The following is a 21,442-nucleotide window of genomic DNA, read 5'->3' on the forward strand; positions in this document are numbered from 1 at the left end:
GCACTGTAATAGTGCAGCCTTTTTTCATTTATTTGTCCTTAAACTTATAAGTTATTGAATGTTTGGGAAAATAAATATTGGCACAATGCTTGTTTGTTAAATAAGTGTAAACATCAAGGATTGGGTATTTGAGGAGCTAGCAATGAAGATCATTAACGCCATTATTAAGCCATTTAAGTTAGACGATGTACGTGAAGCATTAGCTGATGTCGGTGTTGAAGGTATGACTGTCTCGGAAGTCAAAGGATTTGGCCGACAGAAAGGACACACCGAATTGTACCGTGGTGCTGAGTATCAGGTGGATTTTCTGCCTAAGGTGAAAATTGAAATTGCCACACAAGCCCAGAACTTAGATGCCATTGTTGAAGCGATCAGCAATGCTGCGCAAACCGGCAAAATCGGTGATGGAAAAATTTTTGTTTATGACCTTGAACACGCAGTACGTATCCGTACAGGTGAAGTTGATACTGAAGCGCTGTAGATCGTAAACGTAACGAATTGATGAATTAGGGTTATTAGGGGAAGACGACCATGGAATTATCAACAACAGTAACAGAATTACGTTATGCGCTAGATACCTTTTTCTTTTTGATGTCTGGAGCATTAGTCATGTGGATGGCAGCTGGATTTGCAATGTTAGAAGCAGGTCTTGTTCGCTCTAAAAACACCACAGAAATCTTAACTAAAAACATCTGCTTATATGCTATCGCTTGTACTATGTACCTGCTAGTGGGTTACAACATCATGTACGTTGATAATGGTGCTGGTGGCTGGTTACCGTCATTTGGTACTTTAATTGGTACCCAAGCGGAAGGGGCTGATCACTCATTAGAGTCTGACTTCTTCTTCCAAGTAGTATTCGTTGCAACAGCAATGTCAGTGGTATCGGGCGCGGTTGCTGAGCGTATGAAGCTGTGGTCATTCCTTATTTTCTCTGTAGTGCTAACGGCATTTATCTATCCGGTTGAAGGTTACTGGACATGGGGCGGTGGTTTCCTATCAGAAGCAGGTTTCAGTGATTTTGCAGGCTCAGGTATTGTTCACATGGCAGGTGCTGCTGCAGCATTAGCAGGCGTATTACTGCTTGGTGCGCGTAAAGGTAAGTACGGTAAAAACGGTGAAATTTACCCAATTCCTGGTTCAAACATGCCACTTGCAACATTAGGTACATTTATTCTGTGGTTCGGTTGGTTTGGTTTCAATGGTGGTTCCCAGCTAATGGTGTCTGACTTTGAGAACGCAACGGCAGTAGGTCAAATCTTCCTAAATACCAATGCAGCAGCGGCAGCAGGTGCGATTGCAGCATTGGCAGTATGTAAAACAACATGGGGTAAAGCTGATTTAACCATGGTATTGAACGGTGCATTAGCTGGTCTAGTTGCTATTACCGCAGATCCTTTATCTCCATCACCAGTTGCAGCGGTAATTATTGGTGTGGTTGCAGGTGCATTGGTTGTATTTAGTATCATCGCACTAGATAAAGTGAAGATTGATGATCCTGTAGGTGCAATTTCTGTACACGGTGTGTGTGGTCTATTTGGTCTAATGGTAGTGCCATTTAGTAACGCTGATGCCAGCTTTATGACCCAGTTATTTGGTGCTGCTGTTATCTTCGGTTGGGTATTTGCTGCAAGCTTTGCGGTATGGGGCGTGCTAAAAGCAACAATTGGTATCCGTGTAACAGAAGAAGAAGAATTAGAAGGTATGGACTCACACGATTGTGGTGTTGATGCATACCCAGAATTTGTTAGCGTGAAATAAAATATAAGTAACTAATTACTTTATAGATAAATAATCGCCACCTAGAGATAGGTGGCGATTCTTATTTTTGATTGTAAAAATTTGTAACGGCTAGATTGCGAAGGGAAGTCTTTTGCGTATAATGAATGTTATTGAGAAACATTATCATTACATTTTGCGTTTAAGGGAATAATCAATGAAAAAGCTTTTAGCTCCTGCCATCCTTATGGGTTTAGCCGCTCCTCAAGTTGCCACTGCGGCTGAAGAGGTAAATGTTTATTCATACCGTCAACCTTTCTTAGTTGAGCCTATGTTTAACGAGTTCACAAAAGAAACAGGTATTAAAGTTAATGTGAAATTTGCTAAACAAGGTATTGCTGAAAAACTACAACAAGAAGGTCAGTACAGCCCAGCAGACGTTGTATTAACAACAGATATTAGCCGCTTGGTTGAGCTTTCAGATAAGAAGCTAGTTCAAGCTGTTGATAGCAAAGTGATTGATAGCAATGTACCTGCTCAGTTCCGTGATAACGAAGATGAGTGGTTTGCTCTAACATTGCGTTCTCGTAACGTTTATTCATCAAAAGATCGTGTAGGTAAGCTACCAGCATCTTTTGATTACAGTGACTTAGCGAAGCCTGAGTGGAAAGGCAAGATTTGTACTCGCTCTGGTAAACACCCTTACAATGTTTCATTAGTATCATCAATGATCGCTCATTACGGTGAAGCGGAAACCAAAGTATGGCTTGAAGGCGTGAAAGCGAACCTTGCGCGTAAGCCACAAGGTAACGATCGTGCGCAAGTGCAAGCTGTGAAAGAAGGTCTATGTGATCTGGCAATTGGTAACAGCTACTACCTAGGTAAAATGGTTAACGATGAAAACCAAAAAGCATGGGCAGAAGCAGTTTACATTAACTTCCCAGGTCAAGAGAGCAAAGGTACACACGTTAACGTAAGTGGTATGGCAATGGCGAAATACGCGCCAAACAAAGACAACGCACTTAAGTTAATGGAATTCCTAACTTCTGATAAAGCACAAGAAATGTATGCAGAAGTGAACTACGAGTACCCAGTAAAAGATGGCGTGAAGCGTTCAGAGCTTGTGGCATCTTGGGGTGACTTCAAAGCTGACGATGTATCACTAGATGAAATTGCTCAGTACCACAATGCAGCGACTAAACTGCTGGATGAAGTGAAGTTTGATCTGTAATTAGTTACAAAATAAATGGGGCGCTAAGCCCCATTTTTACATTGTGCTTGGTAAGTTTTGCAATAAGTTGTGGTAGTTTCCCTTTCCCATCTAAGGAATATGGGGACTGAATCTAGCCGATGCGGATGATGGCTAAAGATATTGAAAAAATACTAAGTAGTAGTAAATGAAAGAAAAGTTTTTGTTCTGGAAGACCGGTAGTTGGACGTTTGCTCTGCTGCTGGTTTTTCCTATTTTAGCGATATTTGTTACCGCAATGGGCAATTCAGATGATGTGTTTAGTCATTTGCTTAATACGGTGATGCCAACCTATGCCTTCAACACGGTTGGTCTTGTTATTGGTACGGTACTGCTTTCTCTTTGTTTTGGTCTTCCTGCTGCCTGGTTTATGGCAATGTGTCGCTTACCGGGAGAAAAAATCCTGCAATGGGCGCTTGTACTTCCCCTTGCGATGCCAGGTTATATCGTCGGTTATCTCTACACTAACTGGTTTGATTACGCTGGCCCTATCCAGATTTTCCTGCGCGATATTTTCGGTTGGCAGCACGTTAGTGATTATTGGTTTCCTGATCTACGTACCCTTGGTGGGGCGTGTTTTGTCCTCGCTTTAGTGCTTTATCCTTATATCTATTTATTAGTTCGTGCAGCGTTCATGGAACAAAGCGTGAGTCTATTGCAATCAGCACGTTTGCTACGTTGTACCCCTTGGGAAAGTTTCCGTCGTATCTCATTGCCATTAGCGCGCCCTGCCATCGCGGTAGGTGTGTCTCTGGTCGCAATGGAAGCGCTAGGGGATTTTGGCACCGTTAGCTACTTTGCGGTCAATACCTTAACCACGGCGGTATACGATACATGGTTGGGCTACTCGAACTTGTATGCAGCGGCAAAAATCTCCGCGATTATGTTGTTGGTGATTTTCTTTTTGATCAGCAGTGAGCGTTTTAGTCGTCGTAAACAGAAGATGTTCCAACATCAATGTGATAACGATGGCGATTATAAATATCAGCTAACGGGTTGGAAAAAGTGGTTTGCCTTGGTGTGGTGTTGGAGTTTAGTCGGCAGTGCCTTCATTCTACCGGTACTGCAATTAGGTTATTACGCGGTTGATTACTTCAGTCAGAGTTGGACGCCAGAATTTCAGCAATACAGCATTAATAGTTTATTAGTCTCGGTATCGGCAGCCGTGATTGCGGTGATCTTAGGACTATTAGTGAATTTTTACCGCCGCTTAGATGGCAAAGGCTTAAGTCAAATGCCAATTCGCTTATCGTCACTGGGTTATGCGGTACCGGGAACGGTTTTGGCGATTGGGGTAATGATCCCACTGACCAGTATGGATCACCTTGTTAATGATATTGCGATTAGTTTAGGTTTAGGTCGTCCAGGACTTATCTTCTCAGGCACTATTTTCGCGATTGTATTTGCCTTTGTTGTCCGTTTTGCCGCTGTTGCGATTGGCAGTATTGAAACTAGCTTAACCAAAATATCGCCATCGTTAGATATGGCCTCAAAAACCATGGGATATGGCTCAACGGCAATGTTGAGAAAAGTCCATTTACCGTTAATACGTCGTGGCTGTTTAATTGCGGGTTTATTGGTGTTTATTGAGTCGATGAAAGAGCTCAACGCGGCACTGTTATTACGTCCATTTAACTTTGAAACCTTAGCGACGTATGTATTTAATTTCGCCTCTGATGAGCAGTTAGAAATCGCTGCATTACCTGCGATTTTGTTAGTGGCGGTAGGGTTGATCCCTTTGGTGTTGGTTAACCGATCTTTGGAGCAAAAGAACTAATGAAACATGCATTATCTGTCAGTGGCTTAACCTGTAGTTACCATGGTCAGCCAGTGTTAAAAGACTTATCGTTAGCGGTTAATTCAGGTGAAATCGTCTGCTTGCTTGGCGCAAGTGGTTGCGGTAAGACAACGTTATTAAAAGCGATTGCCGGCCTATTGCCATTAGAGCAAGGCTATATGTCGATCAACGAGCGTACGATTGTTGATGAACATCAGTGGCAACCGCCAGAGAAACGTAATATTGGCATGATCTTTCAAGACTATGCGTTGTTTCCGCATCTTACCGTAGCGCAAAATATCGCGTTTGGTTTGCGCCATTGGGAAAAGCCACGTATTGCAGCTAAGATCCAAGAGATGTTGGAATTGGTTCATTTAACAGGGCTTGCAGATCGTTACCCACACCAATTGTCTGGTGGTCAGCAACAGCGCGTGGCGATTGCACGAGCACTGGCGTGTGAGCCTGATTTGATCTTACTCGATGAGCCGTTTTCAAATATCGATACGCAAGTACGCCATAGTTTGATCCGTGATATTCGTAAGATTTTCAAAGCTCAAGGTGTTACTGCTATTTTCGTAACTCACAGTCGTGAAGAGGCTTTTGCTTTTGCCGATAAAATGGCGGTGATGAATAACGGTGTGATTGAACAGTTTGGTACGGCGACGGAGCTTTACTATCAGCCAAGCAGTCGTTTTGTCGCTGACTTCTTAGGTACAGGTTCTTACTTACCAGCCACAGTGAAAAATCAAAACCGCTTACTGACACCACTGGGTGAATTAGCGCTAGCATCGAATGAAACCTTACTGGCAGACGATACTTCTGTTGATTGGTTGTTACGCCCTCAGAACCTACGTGTAAGCTTGCAGCAGGATGGCGATGGGGAAATTATCGAACAACAATTTATGGGCGATAGCTGTCGTTATACGGTTGACTTCTCTGGTCATCAATTGATTGTTAATTCACACTCATTGATGAATATCGGCGATCGTGTGGCGGTGGATGTTGAACCGCATCAGCCTGTTGTTTTTGCAGTCGCTTAAGTTGCGTTAATTACAAAGTCAAAGAATATAGATATGAAAAAGGCCAGCATGATGCTGGCCTTTTACTTATGGGATTTTATTAGCGAGTCAGTGCTAATGCTTCAAGGTAAGTCTCTGCTTGTTGATGTAGTGCTGTTTGATCTGGCAGTAAATTAGCTTGGATATAAAGTACGTAGCAAATGCCGTGTAGTAATTTGGCTAAGTCATCTGCAGTTTGCTCTGTTTTGATCTCACCATTATCAATGGCTTGAGAAAAAGCATCACGCACTTTGTGTAGATTATTACGGTTAGTTTCAACAAATTGTGGCCATACTTCATCACGTACAGAAGTACTCCATTCAAACCACACTTTGATCCAATCTTGTTGCTCTAAAACGGTATCGATAAGGTTGTGACTAATGCAAGTTAGACGTTCGTGCAGTGTTCTGTTTTTATCACCAAGGCATTCTTCAAGTAATGCACTAAACTCGTTTTCAACTTCAACTAATACTTGTTCAACCAGTGCTTCTCGGGTTGGAAAATAATTGAAGACGGTAGCAACGGAAACGTTTGCCATTTCCGCAATATCAGCGTGACCTGCACGACCGATACCTCTTCTAGCAAAAACTTCTAGTGAGTAATCAAGAAGTTGCTGCCTTCTTTTCTCCGGTGAAAGACGCGTACGAGTTTTTTTGGTAATCGTATCCATAATTAATCATCCCTAGCCTAAGTATAAAAATTAGTTATGCACCTGCTTTAATAAGGCTAGCTTACATAATAAACAACTGTTCGGCAAATAATTACTCAGTGATGTGTTTCGTATAATTGACACTATTGATTAAATAACCATTATTTCTAATGAGTGGTACAATGCGATTCCTTTGAAAGAAGTAGCCTTGTGGCTAGTGCTGTTGCACTAATGGAGAAGAAAATGAAACATACAATTGAAGTAATGATTTCTGAGCAGGAAGTTCAGGAACGTGTAAAAGAGCTAGGTAAGCAGATCACTGAATGCTACAAAGACTCAACTGATCTAGTGATGGTGGGTTTACTACGTGGTTCTTTTGTTTTCATGGCTGATCTAGCACGTGCGATTGAATTGCCACATGAAGTCGATTTTATGACTGCATCAAGCTACGGTAATACCATGGAAAGTAGCCGTGATGTTCGTATCCTAAAAGATCTGGATGATGACATTAAAGGTAAAGATGTACTGCTGGTTGAAGATATTATCGATACTGGTAATACTCTAAGCAAAGTATGTGAAATTCTATCGCTACGTGAGCCTAAGTCTATTCGTATTTGTACGCTACTTGATAAGCCAGAACGCCGTGAAGTAGACGTGAAAGTAGATTGGTACGGCTTTGTGATCCCAGATGAATTCGTTGTGGGTGTAGGTATCGACTACGCTCAGAAATACCGTCACTTACCTTACATTGGTAAAGTGGTACCGGTACAGGAATAATAAAAAAGCGACCCAATGGTCGCTTTTTTTCTATTTAATCAACAAGATTATTCTGCTTTTTCAGCAATATGTTCTTCAATCGATTTTTCTAGTGGCGGTAGCAGTGATGCCATCGCAGCTTGATAACCCACTTCGAGTGTTTCGCGGCTGGTTGATGTCACGCCAAGATCTTTAAGCACACCATTACTTGTACCGTAGATCCAACCGTGAATTTTCACTTCCTGACCACGCTCCCATGCTTGCTGTAGGATCGTAGAGTTACCTAGGTTATAAACCTGGGAAGCGACGTTGATTTCAGATAGCTTATCATCCCACTCTTGACGAGGTAGCGCGCCTAGATCTGAGCGGTGTTTTAGATAAAGGTCGCGAATGTGAAGTAGCCAGTTATTGATAAGACCTAGTTGTGGATTCTCAATGGCGGCTGTCACACCACCACAACCATAGTGACCACAAACAATGATGTGTTTAACTTTTAAAACATCAACGGCATACTGCACTACTGATAAACAGTTTAAGTCGGTATGGATAACTTGGTTTGCTACGTTACGGTGAACGAATAGCTCACCTGAAACCAGTCCTGTTAGACGTTCTGCAGGAACACGGCTGTCAGAACAACCAATCCAAAGGTATTGAGGATGTTGTCCTTTTGCTAATTCGGTAAAGTAGTCAGGATCTTCATTTTTAATGTTCTCTGACCAAGATAGGTTGTTTGCGAAGAGCTGCTTAATATCTGCCATGATGATACCTTATATTGATATGTTCCTTACTATACACAAGCTGAGCTGGTAGCAAATCGGATTAGTGATAAATCAGTAATAATTCCTTTTATTTTTGTAACAGAAAGAGCGCAATTTATGAACGCTTTAGAAATAAAAAGTGTAAGAAAAACTTACAAGGGCGGTGTGGAAGCGCTTAAAAACATGAACTTAACCGTGACTGAAGGCGACTTTTTTGCGCTTTTAGGGCCAAATGGCGCAGGAAAATCTACCACGATTGGCATTATTAGCTCGTTAGTGAACAAAACTTCTGGTTCGGTGAAAATCTTTGGCTATGACCTTGATAGTGAAAAAGTTGATGCGAAAAATCAGCTAGGTTTAGTGCCACAAGAGTTTAATTTTAACCCATTTGAAACGGTTGAGCAGATAGTGGTGAACCAAGCGGGTTACTACGGAGTTGAGCGTTCGGTGGCTAAAGAGCGTGCTAAAAAATACCTTTCTCAACTTGATTTATGGGGTAAGCGTAGTGAACGTGCGCGTAATTTATCCGGTGGTATGAAGCGTCGTTTAATGATCGCACGTGCATTAATGCATGAGCCAAAGCTGCTGATTTTAGATGAGCCAACCGCTGGGGTTGATATTGAATTACGTCGTTCGATGTGGGCGTTTTTACGCAAAATCAATCAAGAAGGAGTGACGATCATTTTAACTACTCACTACCTTGAAGAAGCAGAAATGCTGTGTCGTAACATTGGCATTATTAATCACGGTGAGTTGATTGAGCACACGTCGATGAAAGACTTACTGGGTAAATTAGAACTAGAGACCTTCATTTTAGATATTGAGCCACAAACCCAAACGCCACAATTAACAGGCATGAACAGTCAGTTAGTCGATAGCACCACATTGGAAGTTGAGCTGAAAAAGGGTGAAAGTTTAAATCCTGTTTTCACTCAATTATCTGAGCAGGGCATTGCGGTGAAATCGATGCGTAATAAGAGTAATCGCTTAGAAGAGCTATTTGTCACGCTGGTCAATCAAGCGGAAGCGAAGAAAGAAGGAGCAAAGGCGTGAAGAAGCAATACTGGATCGCATTTAAGAGTTTGATCACCAAAGAGATCCATCGTTTTACTCGTATTTGGGTGCAAACCTTAGTGCCGCCAGCGATCACCATGACCTTGTATTTCATTATCTTCGGTAACTTAATTGGTAGCCGCATTGGTGATATGGAAGGCTTTAGCTATATGGCGTATATCGTTCCTGGTTTGATCATGATGTCAGTGATCACCAACTCTTACTCGAATGTAGCATCCTCATTTTTCAGTGCTAAGTTTCAGCATAATATCGAAGAGTTATTGGTCGCACCGGTACCGAATTACATCATTATTGCAGGCTATGTCGGTGGTGGTGTGCTGCGAGGTTTAGCGGTGGGAACGTTAGTGACGATTGTATCGTTGTTGTTTGTACCACTGCATATTGCTCATATTGGGGTGATTATCGCAACCGTAGTGATGACATCGATCGTGTTTTCACTCGGCGGTTTAATTAATGCGGTATTTGCTCGTACCTTTGATGATATCAGTATTATTCCGACCTTTGTCCTAACGCCATTAACCTATCTGGGTGGGGTGTTTTATTCGATCAATCTATTGCCTGAGTTTTGGCAAGGCGTGTCGAAAATTAACCCGATCGTTTACATGGTCAATGCGTTCCGTTATGGCTTCTTAGGGGTATCCGATGTTGCGATTGGTACTTCTTTTGCGGTGTTAAGTGTGTTTGTTATCGCGCTTTATAGTGTGGCGTATTACTTAATTTCTCGTGGTATTGGTTTACGCTCATAACAGGTAACCAAAGAAAAAAGATAAAAAAATACCGCTCATGTGAGCGGTATTTTTTTGCTTATGCATTAATGCTTATTCAGCCACATCTTCATCTGAGTTTTGTGTTGGACCTAAATCAACCACTTGGTTGTCGATTAGGCGCACTTTACCCAATTGAGAAGACATTAAGATCACCGCTTGTTGGGTCTCTTCTGTCACTGGTAGTAGAGTGACTGCATCGCGGATAAAGCATTTGTCAGGCTGTAGACCTGCTGCACGTAATTGATCATTGGCATCAATCACTAGCTCGTCGTAATCAGTACGACCACCACGCATTTGGCTGCTGATCCAACGCATAGTGCGAGCGATCACTGGTGCACGCTGGCGCTCGTCAACGGTTAGTTTGCCATTGCGAGAGCTCATGGCTAAGCCATCCATTTCACGCACAGTTGGTACGCCAACGATCTTGATGTCTAACGCTAAGTCGATCACCATTTGACGAATTAACGCCAACTGTTGGAAATCTTTCTCGCCAAAACAGGCAACATCAGGCTGAACAATATTAAAAAGTTTATTAACGATGGTTGCCACGCCACGGAAGTGACCTGGACGCAGTTCGCCTTCAAGGATGCTAGATAGGCCTGGAACTTCAACAAAAGTTTGGTTCTCAATACCTGCTGGATACATGATCTCTGGTGTTGGCGTAAACACCACATCAACCATGTTTTGCTCATGCAGTTTGGCGATATCTTCTTCCAGCGTACGTGGGTACGTTTGAAGATCTTCAGCTTTATCAAACTGCATTGGATTAACAAAGATACTAGCAACAACAACATCGGCATGTTTGCGCGCTTTACGCATTAGCGTTAAGTGGCCTTCATGCAAGTTACCCATAGTTGGAACAAAAGCGATACGACGACCCTCACGGCGCCAGGTACGAATTTGCTCTCTTAGTGGGGCAATTTCGGCGAATGTTTGCATCTCTTATTCCTTATTCAAAAGTATGTTGAGGTCCTGGGAATTCACCCGTTTCAACATCTTTAATATATTTAGTGACGGCCTCACGCATGTCGCCAGTTTCTGCAAGGAAGTTCTTTGAAAACTTCGGCATGTAGTTAGCAGAAATACCGAACATATCGTGCATAACTAGAATTTGACCATCGGTGCTATTACCAGCACCAATGCCGATGACGGGAATATCAACCGCTTTGGTAATGCGCTCAGCAAGGCTTGCTGGAACACACTCAAGTACAATGATTTGAGCGCCAGCATTTTTTAAGACGATAGCGTCTTTGACCATTTGCTCGGCTTTATCGATATCACGACCTTGGACTTTGTAACCGCCGAAAATGTTAACAGATTGCGGGGTTAAACCAAGGTGAGCACACACAGGAACGGCACGTTCAGCTAGCATAGAAATGGTATCTGCTAGCCATGCACCGCCTTCTAGTTTGACCAGGTTTGCACCAGCTCGCATTAGCTTAGCTGCGTTTTCGCAAGCTTGCTCTGGTGTTGCATAACTCATAAATGGCATATCAGCCATCAGTAATGCATTAGGGCTTCCCGCACGAACACTACGCGTGTGGTAAGCAATATCTTCTACCGTCACAGGAAGCGTATCTTCACGGCCTTGTAAAACCATGCCAAGAGAATCACCAACCAGCATAACTGGCATTTCCTGTTGCTCAAATAATTGAGCGAAACTCGCATCGTATGCGGTAACAGATGCGAACTTACGACCTTCTTGCTTCCATTTCATGAGATCGTTGATAGTAATTTTCTTCATAGCTTCTCCTCGCCCTGATAGATTTTTTATTTTTGCCAGATAGCTAAGCCATTGAGGTCTACCTGATCCAATAGAGTGGATAAAGAAGTGTTGTCAGGTAGGATTAACTTAGGGCTGATCTCAGCTAACGGATAAAGCACAAATTCTCGCACTTTCATGCCGTAATGGGGAACGGTTAAACGTTCACAATGGTGTTCAAGATCACCATATAACAGAATGTCGAGATCCAAGGTTCTTGGCCCCCAACGTTCATCTTTGCGTACTCGACCATGCTCAAGCTCAATCGCTTGGGTTTGATCAAGTAAAGCCAATGGCGCTAATTCAGTATCGATAGCGACAACGGCATTAATGTAGTCCGGTTGGTTTTGTGGCCCCATCGGGGTACTGCTGTACAGCGATGATACGGCAACCACCGTCATATCTGGATGTGCTTTTAAAGCATCAATGGCGCTATTCGCTTGGGCGATAGGATCGCCCAAGTTACTGCCAATCGCGATATAGGCTCGGATCATGATGATTTTGGCTGCGGTTTTTTACGACGTTGCTGAGGACGGCGACGACGTGGGCGGCGGTTACCACCTTCATTGACATTCATGACCATTTTGCCGCGTTGATTACGATCGGCATTTTGGAACTCAGCCCACCACTGCGCTAACTCTTTAATGTCATGACCTTCAAATAGGGCTCGCATTTCTAAGAAATCGTAGGCAGCGCGGAACTTTGGATGCTCCATGGTCTTAAAGGCACGTTTACCACTGCGGCGAGCAAAGCGTAGTTGTTGCTGCCAAATATCACGTACAGTAGTGGTATGACGGCGTGGGATCGCAATCGTGCGAACTTGATCATCAAGAATATCGTTACTTGCCACCATAAAGGCATCGTAGAACGATAAACCGCTAGCAAAAGAGACTTCTTCCGCGCGGATCATCATTGGATACCACAGCATTGCAGCATAGATAAACGCAGGATTAACACGCTTATCTTCGGCAATACGCTTATCCGTTGATGCCAAGATGTGCTCAATCATCTTCTCTGTTTGGCTACTTTGATCTTCGGTAAAGTGATCTGCCAAAATAGGGAAGAGTTGCTGGAATAGGTTGTATTCACGCAACATACGGTAGGTTTCTAAACCTTGGCCTGATTGCAGTAGCTTTAAACTTTCTTCAAACAAACGCGCTGCAGGAATATCTTGCAGTAATGATGAAAGCTCTTGGATTGGTGCTGCTGTTGCAGGATCAATGTCCATGTCCAGTTTCACCGCAAAACGAACTGCACGTAGCATACGCACAGGATCTTCACGGTAACGGGTTTCTGGATCACCCATTAGGCGTACGATGCGATTATTTAAATCTTCAACACCGTTTGCGTAATCGGTAACAGTGAAATCTTTGACGCTGTAGTACAGGGCATTGATAGTAAAGTCGCGGCGTTCCGCATCTTCATCGATGGTGCCATAGACGTTATCTCGAAGTAGCATGCCTTCACGGTTGCGTGAAGAAATTTGTGGCTTCTGTTTGCTGTCTTTCGGGGTTGTGGCTTGTACTGGTGCATCGGAGTGGTGACCACGGAAAGTGGCAACTTCGATAATGTCACGTCCAAATAGGATATGGGCAAGACGGAAACGGCGACCAATTAAACGACAGTTACGGAACAGCTTTTTGATCTCTTCTGGCGTTGCATTGGTAGCAATATCAAAATCTTTTGGTTGTTTGTCTAGCAGTAAATCACGTACGCCGCCACCTACTAAGTAAGCGTCGTAACCGGCTTTATTTAGACGATATAGTACTTTCAGCGCATTTTCGCTGATATCTTTACGTGAAATGCTGTGCTCTTGGCGTTGGTAAACTTGCAAAGTTTGTTCCTCTGGAACGCGAGTACTACTGTCGCGATTCAATACTTTACGGCAAAAGCTGGCTACTCGATTAAAGATAATACACCCCATTATGTGCATCTGGTTCAACAAACAGCCGTATATAATATATCACGGCAGACTATTTTAGAATGCTAGTGTGATGGCAGTTGTTTTTGGTAGCTTATCTAGCTGCCAGTGCGCAACGCCCCACATTAAAATTTCTTCTACAGTGTGTGCAGCAAGATCTGCTGGTGGCGCAAGGCCTAAAAACTGTAGCGCTGCAACCAAGGCCGGACGCGGATTGGTTTTATCAATCGCAGGCGCATGGTTCTGTTTCGACAACTTATTGCCGTTTTCAGTGACAGCGAGCGGCAAGTGCAAATAACTTACAGGGGTATGACCAAGTTGCTGGTATAAACCGATTTGACGACCTGTTGGTTCTATTAAATCAGCACCACGAACAACTTCAGTGATCCCTTGTTCGATATCATCGAGCACAACCGCAAGATTGTAAGCAAATAACCCGTCTCGACGTCGAATGATAAAATCTTCTCCCGCCAGTGATTCCGGCAGAGCGATTCGACCATGTAATCGATCGTCGAAAGCAACGATAGGTGTGTCCACTTTTAATCGCACAGCACTGTCTTTTGGCTGTTGATTGAGGTGACGACAAGTACCTGGGTAAAAACCGCCAGCTTCTTTGATTGCTTTACGACTACATTGGCAATAATAAGCATCGCCTTGGGCTAACCATTGGTCGATTTGACCTTGGTAAGCATCATGACGTTGACTTTGATACATCAGTTCACCATCCCAACAGAAGCCATAGGCTTCTAATGTACGCAGAATATCATCGGCAGCACCGGGCATTTCTCGAGGTGGATCAAGATCTTCAATTCTGACAATCCATTTACCTTGATGTGACTTAGCCTGTAAGTAACTTCCCAAGGCAGCAATGAGTGAGCCGAAATGAAGCGGTCCTGAAGGTGATGGCGCAAAGCGTCCTACATATTGGTTCATCTGTGTCATAAATCATGAACAAAAAAGTTGCCTAGACCTGATAGGGCATTAGGCACGGCGTTAACATATGTTGACCAGAGCTAGGGGTACTGCAACAAGGCAAATCCTCCAAACTGAGTAAGATTCTTATGCAAGAACCTTATTCAGTTTGGTGCGAGCTAATCTGTGGGCTGGTTAAGCGTGATCAGGGCGCAAGCTATGGTCGACATGGATAGGGTGCAAAAAAGTGCACCACATTAAATCGCACGCTAGTGTAAACGAAAGAGGGAGCTTTCGCTCCCTCTAAAATTAGGCATTAACGCAGGCGACGTAATTAGCCAGCCATTTGCTTTTCTTTGATCTCTGCAAGTGTCTTACAATCAATACAAAGTTCAGCAGTTGGACGTGCTTCTAGTCGACGAATACCGATCTCAATACCACAAGAATCACAGAAGCCGAAATCATCTTCTTCAATGCGCTTCAATGTTTTCTCGATCTTTTTGATCAGTTTACGTTCACGGTCACGGTTACGTAACTCAAGGCTGAATTCTTCTTCCTGAGCTGCACGATCCACAGGATCAGGGAAGTTAGCTGCCTCGTCTTGCATGTGGTTTACTGTACGATCGACTTCTTCACGAAGTTGATTACGCCATGCTGAAAGAATCTTATGGAAGTGTTCGCGTTGTGCTTCACCCATATACTCTTCACCAGCTTTTTCCTGGTAAGGTTCAACCCCAGCAATAGCCAGGATGCCTAGTGATTTTTTAACGTTGGTCTCTGGCATATAGCATCTCCTAATGTACCTAATAACCGTCACTGGTTAATTTTGGGCGGTATCTATAGCAGAAAGGTTTGGCTGTGGCAATTACTGTCTTTCTTCAATTCTATACCAATGTGAAGAAAGCATCACTTTTTAGATTGAGTGGCGAAATTCTATACAATCCGTTAGTGTGATTTGCTCGGTATTCAGTGCTGCCTTGTAACAGATCACTTCAACACCAGCCTTTACTGCTTGTTTGAGTAATTGAGCGTATATCGGATCGATATGATCTGCGACCGAAACGCTATCAATTCCTGAATGTAATACTGCAAAAAATAGTACCGATCTGTAGCCTTGCTCTACCATTTCGGTGAGCTCTCTCAAATGTTTTTGTCCACGAGTGGTCACAGCATCAGGGAAATAACCTTGTCTATTTTCCCCTAATAAGGTGACGCTTTTTACTTCAATATAGCAGGGTGGACGTGTTTCTGATTCAAGTAATAGATCAATACGACTATTTTCAGCACCATATTTCACTTCTGCTCGCAGTGATGTGTAACCTGTTAGCTCATCAATTACGTCATTACGAATCGCTTCTTCCACTAATCGGTTGGCTTGTGCTGTGTTGACACAAATCCAATCATTATTGAGTGTTTGGGTGAGTTCCCAACTATTAGGGTACTTACGTTTTGCGTTATCTGAGGTGGAATACCAAACAGTGCTATTCGGTTCGGCACAGCCTGTCATTGCCCCTGTGTTAGCACAGTGGATGGTACGAACTTCATTATTATCAAGCTCAATATCGGCTAAAAAACGCTTATAACGTTTAATAAGTTTGCCTGCTTGTAAAGGTTGCGCAAATTTCATAGTTCTCTCGATGGCTGATGATTGTTTTTCGTTATAAATTACCTTTTCGCTACAATAGCACTTAAAGGCACTGGCATTAGCCGATTCATTCGATCATGACATAAGGTATCTAGATTGTCACAGCTCCCTATTGAAGACGTTTTACCTGACTTGTTTGCAGCATTAAATACGCACTCACAATTGATTTTAAAAGCCCCTCCGGGCGCAGGTAAATCCACTTATCTTCCTCTTTCATTACTACAGCAAAAAGCCTTTGCTGGACGTATTGTGATGTTAGAACCAAGACGTTTAGCGGCAAGAAATATTGCCGGCTTTTTAGCGCGTCAGTTAGGAGAAAAAGTCGGGGAAACTGTTGGCTTGCGGGTTCGTGGTGAAACCAAAGTCAGTGCTAAGACCAAGCTTGAGATTGTCACCGAAGGGGTGATGACCCGAATGCTGCAGCAAGATCCTGAACTCACTGGCATTGATTTACTGATCTTCGATGAATTTCATGAGCGCTCTATTCATGCCGATACGGCATTGGCGTTAGCACTTGAAGTACAACAAGCGCTGCGTGATGATTTAACGGTGCTGGTCATGTCGGCAACCTTATCGCAGCAAGAGCTGATGATGTTATTGCCAGAGGCGAGTTATATCGAATCGCAAGGACGTTGTTTCCCTGTTGAATATCGTTATAGCGGCACTATTGAACCCCGTGAGCTGATTGAGAAAATGGCGCAAGCGATTTGTCAGCTATTGAATAATGAAAAGGGCTCCATGCTGGTGTTCTTATCCGGTGTCGGTGAAATTAAACGTTTAGAACAATTGCTACAAGAACGTTTAGACAACAAAACATTGGTTTGCCCGTTATATGGTCAATTAAATATTGAGCAGCAGCAACAAGCGATCAGTGCGCCAACCAATGGACAACGTAAAGTGGTATTGGCAACCAATATCGCGGAAACCAGTTTAACCATTGAAGGTATTCGCTTAGTGGTTGATAGCGGTTTAGAGCGAATTGCGCAGTGGGATCCTAAAACGGGGATCAGTCGCTTACAACAAGTACGTATCGCACAATCGTCGGCTGAGCAACGAGCTGGTCGTGCTGGGCGATTAGAAGCGGGTATTTGTCTGCGCATGTACAGCGAAGAGCAGTTACAACGCCAACCTGCTACACCACAGCCTGAAATTTTGCGAAGTGATCTAACCTCATTGGCGATGGAGCTAGTGCAATGGGGCTGTAACGATCCTGCTGAGTTGCAGTGGTTAGATCTACCGCCAGCCATTGCCTTGCAACAATCTCGTGAGTTATTAGTACAACTTGGCGCTATAGACAGCCGAGGGCAGCAAACTGAGCGTGGACAATTAATTCAATCTTTAGGTGCCGAGCCTCGTCATGCAGCCATCTTAGCGTTTGCGCTTGAGCTGTATCGTGAGCAATCCGATGCGACAATATTATCAACAGCTGCCATGTTAATTGCTTTACTCGAAGATCCGCCTCGAGCAATGGATAATCCAGATCTCGCATTCCAATTACATTTATTAGAAAGCCAGAAACTTACCAAAGCTGGGCATTATCGTCAGCGAGCAATACAAACGCAGCAAAAGCTCCATCAACAGCTAGATATTAAAGTAAAGAGTGCGTCGTTGACGGTGAATAACCAATGGTTGGGTGCATTACTGGCTGCGGGCTTTCCGGATCGTATCGCAATGACCCGTAACAATGATGGACGTTATCAGCTATCTAATGGTCAAGGAGTAATGCTAGAGGTTGATCTGAGCTTAGCATCTGAGCAAACCTTAGTGGTTGCCGATGTGGTGAAAACACGCCAAGGGGATAGCCGAGTTTTCTCAGCTGTTGCGGTCGATATTACACAGTTGCAGCAAGTGCATCCTCAACTCTTCACTGCGCAAGATTGGCTCGATTGGGATGATAAGAAAGGGCGATTAGGCGCTGAGCATCGTGTTTACTGCGGCAAGCTAATTATAAGCCGAGATATTGCGCCAGAACCTGATCCAGCCCTCGCCAGTGAAGCACTGGTGAATGCGATTAAGCGTAAAGGGTTAAGCGTATTGAATTGGACGGATAAAGCCCATTCACTCTTAACCCGTGCCCGTTGTGCCGCACAATGGTTACCCGAATTAAACCTTCCTGCATTAGATGATGAGAGTTTACTTATTGCAGCTGATACATGGTTACTGCCCTATATGAATGGGATCAAGACCATGAAAGGCGTAGCGAAAGTTGATGTACTTGCCGCCTTAGAAGCATATTTAGGTTGGGATAAAAAACAACAGATTGATTTGCTACTGCCAACGCATTATCAAGTGCCAACAGGGTCTAATATAGTGATCCGTTATCATGAGCAACAACAGCCAGTGCTTGCGGTTAAATTACAGGAAATGTTTGGTGAAAAAGCGTCGCCTTGTATTGCTAATGGCAAAGTAGCATTAGTCCTTGAGTTGTTATCTCCAGCACAGCGACCGTTACAAATTACCCAAGACTTAGCGGCATTTTGGCAGGGCTCATACAAAGAAGTGCAGAAGGAAATGAAAGGACGTTATCCCAAGCATCCATGGCCGGATGATCCCGCCAATCATATTCCAACTCGCAAAACGAAAAAATATATGTAGCAATAGACCTGTATATATAATCAGGTATAGTGTCCAATAATTATCAAATCACATGTATAGGAGCAGTATTATTTGCTCCTATTTTATATAGGAATGACATTAGTTGACGCATTATGATTAAGTTGCCTCTTCATCTACAGTCAAGAAAACATGTCGCACCGCCGAAAGACAGTGGCGGGAAAAAGCCGACGACACCTCGAAAAAAAACACCTGTAAAACCAAAACCTACCGAAAAAAAGCCAACTAAGCGCACGACAACGAGTGCGACAAGAAAGACTCCAGCAAAAAAAACGCCTGCGAAGAAAACCAAAAAGACCACAAAAAAAGATCGCCCATGGCTTAAAAAGCTTGGCTGGCTAGGCTTTAAAATTGGTTTAGTGGTGGTGGCTGCGATGCTGGTGGTCGGGATTTATTTAGACACGATTGTGCGCAATAAAATGGACGGTCAAATTTGGGATTTACCGTCCGTTGTTTATGGTCGAGTGTTAACACTTCGCCCTGATCAACACATCAGTATTATGGATGTGCGCCGTGAATTAGATTTATTGAAATACCACAAAGTGCGCACACCAACCCGTATAGGGGAATACTCTGCTTCATCAACGCGCATTGAATTGATCCGACGTCCGTTTGATTTTCCAGAAGGGGCTGAGAAAAAAAGTCATGTGTTGCTGACTTTTTCTGGTAACAACCTAGTAAGTATTAAAGATTTAACCACTAAACGCTCGTTAGGTTATTTCAACATTGAACCTAAAATGCTCGGTATGCTTGGCCTTTCAGGCAATGAGCAGCGCATCTTTATGAAGCGTGATGAATTCCCACCGTTATTAATTGATGCATTACTGGCAACGGAAGACAGAGATTTCTATCAACATGATGGTGTTTCACCATTAGCCATCATTCGTGCCATGTTCGTTAACTTACGTGCAGGTCGCACTGTACAAGGTGGTAGTACTTTAACCCAGCAGCTCGCTAAGAACTTATTTTTAAGCCGTGAACGCAGCCTATGGCGTAAAGTTCGTGAAGCCTATATCGCCGTGATCATTGATTATCGCTATAGCAAAGATCGGGTATTAGAAGCTTACCTTAACGAAATCTATCTTGGTCAAAATGGCGGTAAAGAGGTACATGGTTTCCCATTAGCAGCAAGACTGTATTTTGGTCGCCCATTGGACGAGTTAACACCTGCACAGTTAGCCATGCTGGTGGGCATGGTGAAAGGGCCTTCTCAGTTTAACCCTTGGCGACATCCAGAGCGTACGCTAGAGCGTCGTGATTTGGTGTTAAGCCTTCTGCTTAAAAACAACACCCTGACAGGTGCTGAATATGAAGCTGCAGCTTCAAGCCCATTAGGCGTACAAAAGACACCGAAGATCGCTAGTCGTCAGCCTGCTTATTTCCAGCAACTACAACGTGAGTTAGAGCGTGATGTCGGTGATATTTATAAGTCAGGTAAAGGTCTTCGTATCTTCAGTACCTTAGACCCATTATCACAGCAATCAGCAGAGCAAAGTGTTGCTGCAATGGTGCCAAAGCTCAATAAAAAAGCAGGGCTGAAAGTTGAAACGGCAATGGTGGTGGTTGATCGCCTAAGCGGAGAAGTACGCGCTATTGTCGGTGGTAGTCGCCCTGGTTATGCTGGCTTTAACCGTGCGTTAGATGCGAGCCGTCAAATTGGCTCATTAGCTAAACCTGCGGTTTATTTAACGGCATTAAGCGAGCCTAATAAATTTAATCTAGCAACCAGCTTGGATGATAAGTCGATTGTATTACGTGGCAGCAAAGGCACTACATGGCGTCCTCGAAATTACGATCGTAAGTTTAGAGGCCAAGTGCCACTTTATTATGCGTTAGCTAATTCTTTGAATGTGCCAACGGTAAATCTTGGTTTAAAAGTTGGGCTGGGAAGTGTGATTAATACCATGAGCAAATTGGGTGTTGATCGCGATGAAATTCCTAAACTGCCATCAATTCTGCTAGGTTCATTTACCTTATCACCTTATGAGGTGGCACAAATGTTCCAGACCATTACCAGTGGTGGACGTAAAGCTGATTTAACTGCGCTACGAGCGGTAGTCGATCAGAAAGGTAGAATTCTTTATCAGAACTATCCGAAAGCTGCTCAGGTAGTGCCAGAGCAGGCTGCGTGGCTCACTACGTATGATATGAAGCGCGTGGTTAGCCAAGGCACCGCACGTTACTTACAAAGTAAGTTCAGCGCGGCAAAATTGGCTGGTAAAACCGGAACAACGGATAAGAACCGTGATAGCTGGTTTGCAGGTGCTGATGGTCATGAAGTGGCGGTAGTATGGGTTGGACGTGATGATAACACTCCAGTGCGTTTAACAGGCTCTAGTGGTGCTTTACGTATTTATGCTGATTATCTTACTCGGAGGCAACCAGCCCCACTGACATTGCCGTGGCCAAAACAGATCACAACTATGAAATACGATAAGCAAGCTAATGGCACATTAACACCTAACTGTAACGGTAGTGTTTCGTTGCCGGTTTGGGATAAAGATGGACAATTAAAAGCGCAGTGTTCAAGTAATAAACCTGCCGCTTGGATCACCAATATGTTTACGGGTGGTTAATCTATCGGTATTGCAAAAAGCCTCGCTCATATAGCGGGGCTTTTTTCTGTCTGAAAGGGGAGTGATGATTAGAAAGAGGGGATTTTCTTTAGATGAAAAAAAACCTCATCAAAGATGAGGTTTCAAAAGATGGTGCCGACTACCGGAGTCGAACTGGTGACCTACTGATTACAAGTCAGTTGCTCTACCTACTGAGCTAAGTCGGC

The 21,442-nt window shown here is 43.6% G+C and carries 19 protein-coding genes and 1 tRNA gene; 10 read left to right on the top strand and 10 right to left on the bottom strand.

Translation table 11 applies throughout. From position 1 onward, the window contains the following. Positions 1-142: 142 nt before the first annotated feature. The 5 genes from E5A76_RS05720 to E5A76_RS05740 all read left to right on the top strand — a co-directional run bounded on the left by E5A76_RS05720 (position 143) and on the right by E5A76_RS05740 (position 5,785). Positions 143-481 carry a P-II family nitrogen regulator gene (locus E5A76_RS05720; protein ID WP_008987933.1) on the top strand — a complete coding sequence of 113 codons (339 nt, stop codon included), beginning with the start codon at positions 143-145 and terminating at the stop codon, positions 479-481. Positions 482-531: 50 nt separating this feature from the next. Then, entirely contained in the window at positions 532-1,761 is a 1,230-nt protein-coding gene (locus tag E5A76_RS05725) for an ammonium transporter (RefSeq protein WP_008987934.1), read from the top strand. A gap of 175 nt (positions 1,762-1,936) precedes the next feature. Further along, on the top strand, positions 1,937-2,950 hold the full coding sequence (locus tag E5A76_RS05730; protein ID WP_053988082.1) for a Fe(3+) ABC transporter substrate-binding protein: 1,014 nt from the start codon (positions 1,937-1,939) through the stop codon (positions 2,948-2,950). 166 nt (positions 2,951-3,116) lie between these two features. Continuing rightward, on the top strand, positions 3,117-4,745 hold the full coding sequence (locus tag E5A76_RS05735) for an ABC transporter permease (protein WP_107166873.1): 1,629 nt from the start codon (positions 3,117-3,119) through the stop codon (positions 4,743-4,745). Further along, complete coding sequence (locus E5A76_RS05740) at positions 4,745-5,785, top strand: ABC transporter ATP-binding protein (protein ID WP_008987937.1); 1,041 nt, start codon at positions 4,745-4,747, stop codon at positions 5,783-5,785. Before E5A76_RS05735 ends, E5A76_RS05740 begins: the two co-directional genes overlap by 1 nt. A gap of 79 nt (positions 5,786-5,864) precedes the next feature. On the opposite strand, the gene E5A76_RS05745 is transcribed toward E5A76_RS05740, so the two are convergent. Then, a complete protein-coding gene (locus E5A76_RS05745; protein ID WP_053988084.1) occupies positions 5,865-6,473 on the bottom strand; it encodes a TetR/AcrR family transcriptional regulator in 609 nt (202 codons plus the stop codon). A gap of 222 nt (positions 6,474-6,695) precedes the next feature. Between E5A76_RS05745 and hpt the strand changes: the two genes are divergently transcribed. Then, positions 6,696-7,229, top strand: a complete 534-nt coding sequence (gene hpt / locus E5A76_RS05750) for a hypoxanthine phosphoribosyltransferase (RefSeq protein ID WP_008987939.1) — start codon at positions 6,696-6,698, stop codon at positions 7,227-7,229. A 47-nt stretch (positions 7,230-7,276) separates the two neighbouring features. Here hpt and can read toward each other — a convergent pair whose 3' ends face one another. Continuing rightward, a complete protein-coding gene (gene can, locus E5A76_RS05755) occupies positions 7,277-7,966 on the bottom strand; it encodes a carbonate dehydratase (protein WP_053988085.1) in 690 nt (229 codons plus the stop codon). Positions 7,967-8,083: 117 nt separating this feature from the next. On the opposite strand from can, the gene E5A76_RS05760 reads away from it, so the two are divergent. Next, entirely contained in the window at positions 8,084-9,019 is a 936-nt protein-coding gene (locus E5A76_RS05760; RefSeq protein WP_161118365.1) for an ABC transporter ATP-binding protein, read from the top strand. Beyond that, positions 9,016-9,786 (top strand): ABC transporter permease, encoded by a 771-nt coding sequence (locus E5A76_RS05765; RefSeq protein WP_053988087.1) that lies wholly within the window; start codon positions 9,016-9,018, stop codon positions 9,784-9,786. Before E5A76_RS05760 ends, E5A76_RS05765 begins: the two co-directional genes overlap by 4 nt. 72 nt (positions 9,787-9,858) lie before the next feature. Here E5A76_RS05765 and panC read toward each other — a convergent pair whose 3' ends face one another. From panC to sfsA, 7 genes are all read right to left on the bottom strand, one after another. After that, entirely contained in the window at positions 9,859-10,746 is an 888-nt protein-coding gene (gene panC, locus E5A76_RS05770) for a pantoate--beta-alanine ligase (RefSeq protein ID WP_008987943.1), read from the bottom strand. 10 nt (positions 10,747-10,756) lie between these two features. After that, entirely contained in the window at positions 10,757-11,551 is a 795-nt protein-coding gene (panB, locus tag E5A76_RS05775; RefSeq protein WP_161118366.1) for a 3-methyl-2-oxobutanoate hydroxymethyltransferase, read from the bottom strand. Between the two features lie 26 nt (positions 11,552-11,577). Further along, on the bottom strand, positions 11,578-12,063 hold the full coding sequence (folK, locus tag E5A76_RS05780) for a 2-amino-4-hydroxy-6-hydroxymethyldihydropteridine diphosphokinase (protein WP_008987945.1): 486 nt from the start codon (positions 12,061-12,063) through the stop codon (positions 11,578-11,580). After that, on the bottom strand, positions 12,060-13,493 hold the full coding sequence (pcnB, locus tag E5A76_RS05785; RefSeq protein WP_258178283.1) for a polynucleotide adenylyltransferase PcnB: 1,434 nt from the start codon (positions 13,491-13,493) through the stop codon (positions 12,060-12,062). Before pcnB ends, folK begins: the two co-directional genes overlap by 4 nt. 54 nt (positions 13,494-13,547) lie before the next feature. Beyond that, a complete protein-coding gene (gene gluQRS / locus E5A76_RS05790; RefSeq protein ID WP_081001665.1) occupies positions 13,548-14,432 on the bottom strand; it encodes a tRNA glutamyl-Q(34) synthetase GluQRS in 885 nt (294 codons plus the stop codon). Positions 14,433-14,736: 304 nt separating this feature from the next. Continuing rightward, positions 14,737-15,186, bottom strand: coding sequence for an RNA polymerase-binding protein DksA (gene dksA / locus E5A76_RS05795; RefSeq protein ID WP_053988088.1), 450 nt, complete (start codon positions 15,184-15,186; stop codon positions 14,737-14,739). A 129-nt stretch (positions 15,187-15,315) separates the two neighbouring features. Then, positions 15,316-16,029, bottom strand: coding sequence for a DNA/RNA nuclease SfsA (gene sfsA, locus E5A76_RS05800; RefSeq protein ID WP_161118367.1), 714 nt, complete (start codon positions 16,027-16,029; stop codon positions 15,316-15,318). Positions 16,030-16,143: 114 nt separating this feature from the next. Here sfsA and hrpB point away from each other — a divergent pair, with 114 nt between their 5' ends. Together hrpB and mrcB are read left to right on the top strand one after the other, a co-directional pair. Continuing rightward, positions 16,144-18,642, top strand: a complete 2,499-nt coding sequence (gene hrpB / locus E5A76_RS05805; protein WP_161118368.1) for an ATP-dependent helicase HrpB — start codon at positions 16,144-16,146, stop codon at positions 18,640-18,642. A 113-nt stretch (positions 18,643-18,755) separates the two neighbouring features. Beyond that, positions 18,756-21,236, top strand: a complete 2,481-nt coding sequence (gene mrcB / locus E5A76_RS05810) for a penicillin-binding protein 1B (RefSeq protein ID WP_161118369.1) — start codon at positions 18,756-18,758, stop codon at positions 21,234-21,236. Positions 21,237-21,366: 130 nt separating this feature from the next. Here mrcB and E5A76_RS05815 read toward each other — a convergent pair. Further along, positions 21,367-21,442 (bottom strand) — tRNA-Thr (locus E5A76_RS05815).

Source organism: Photobacterium lucens (assembly GCF_009873615.1).
GTDB lineage: Bacteria > Pseudomonadota > Gammaproteobacteria > Enterobacterales > Vibrionaceae > Photobacterium > Photobacterium lucens.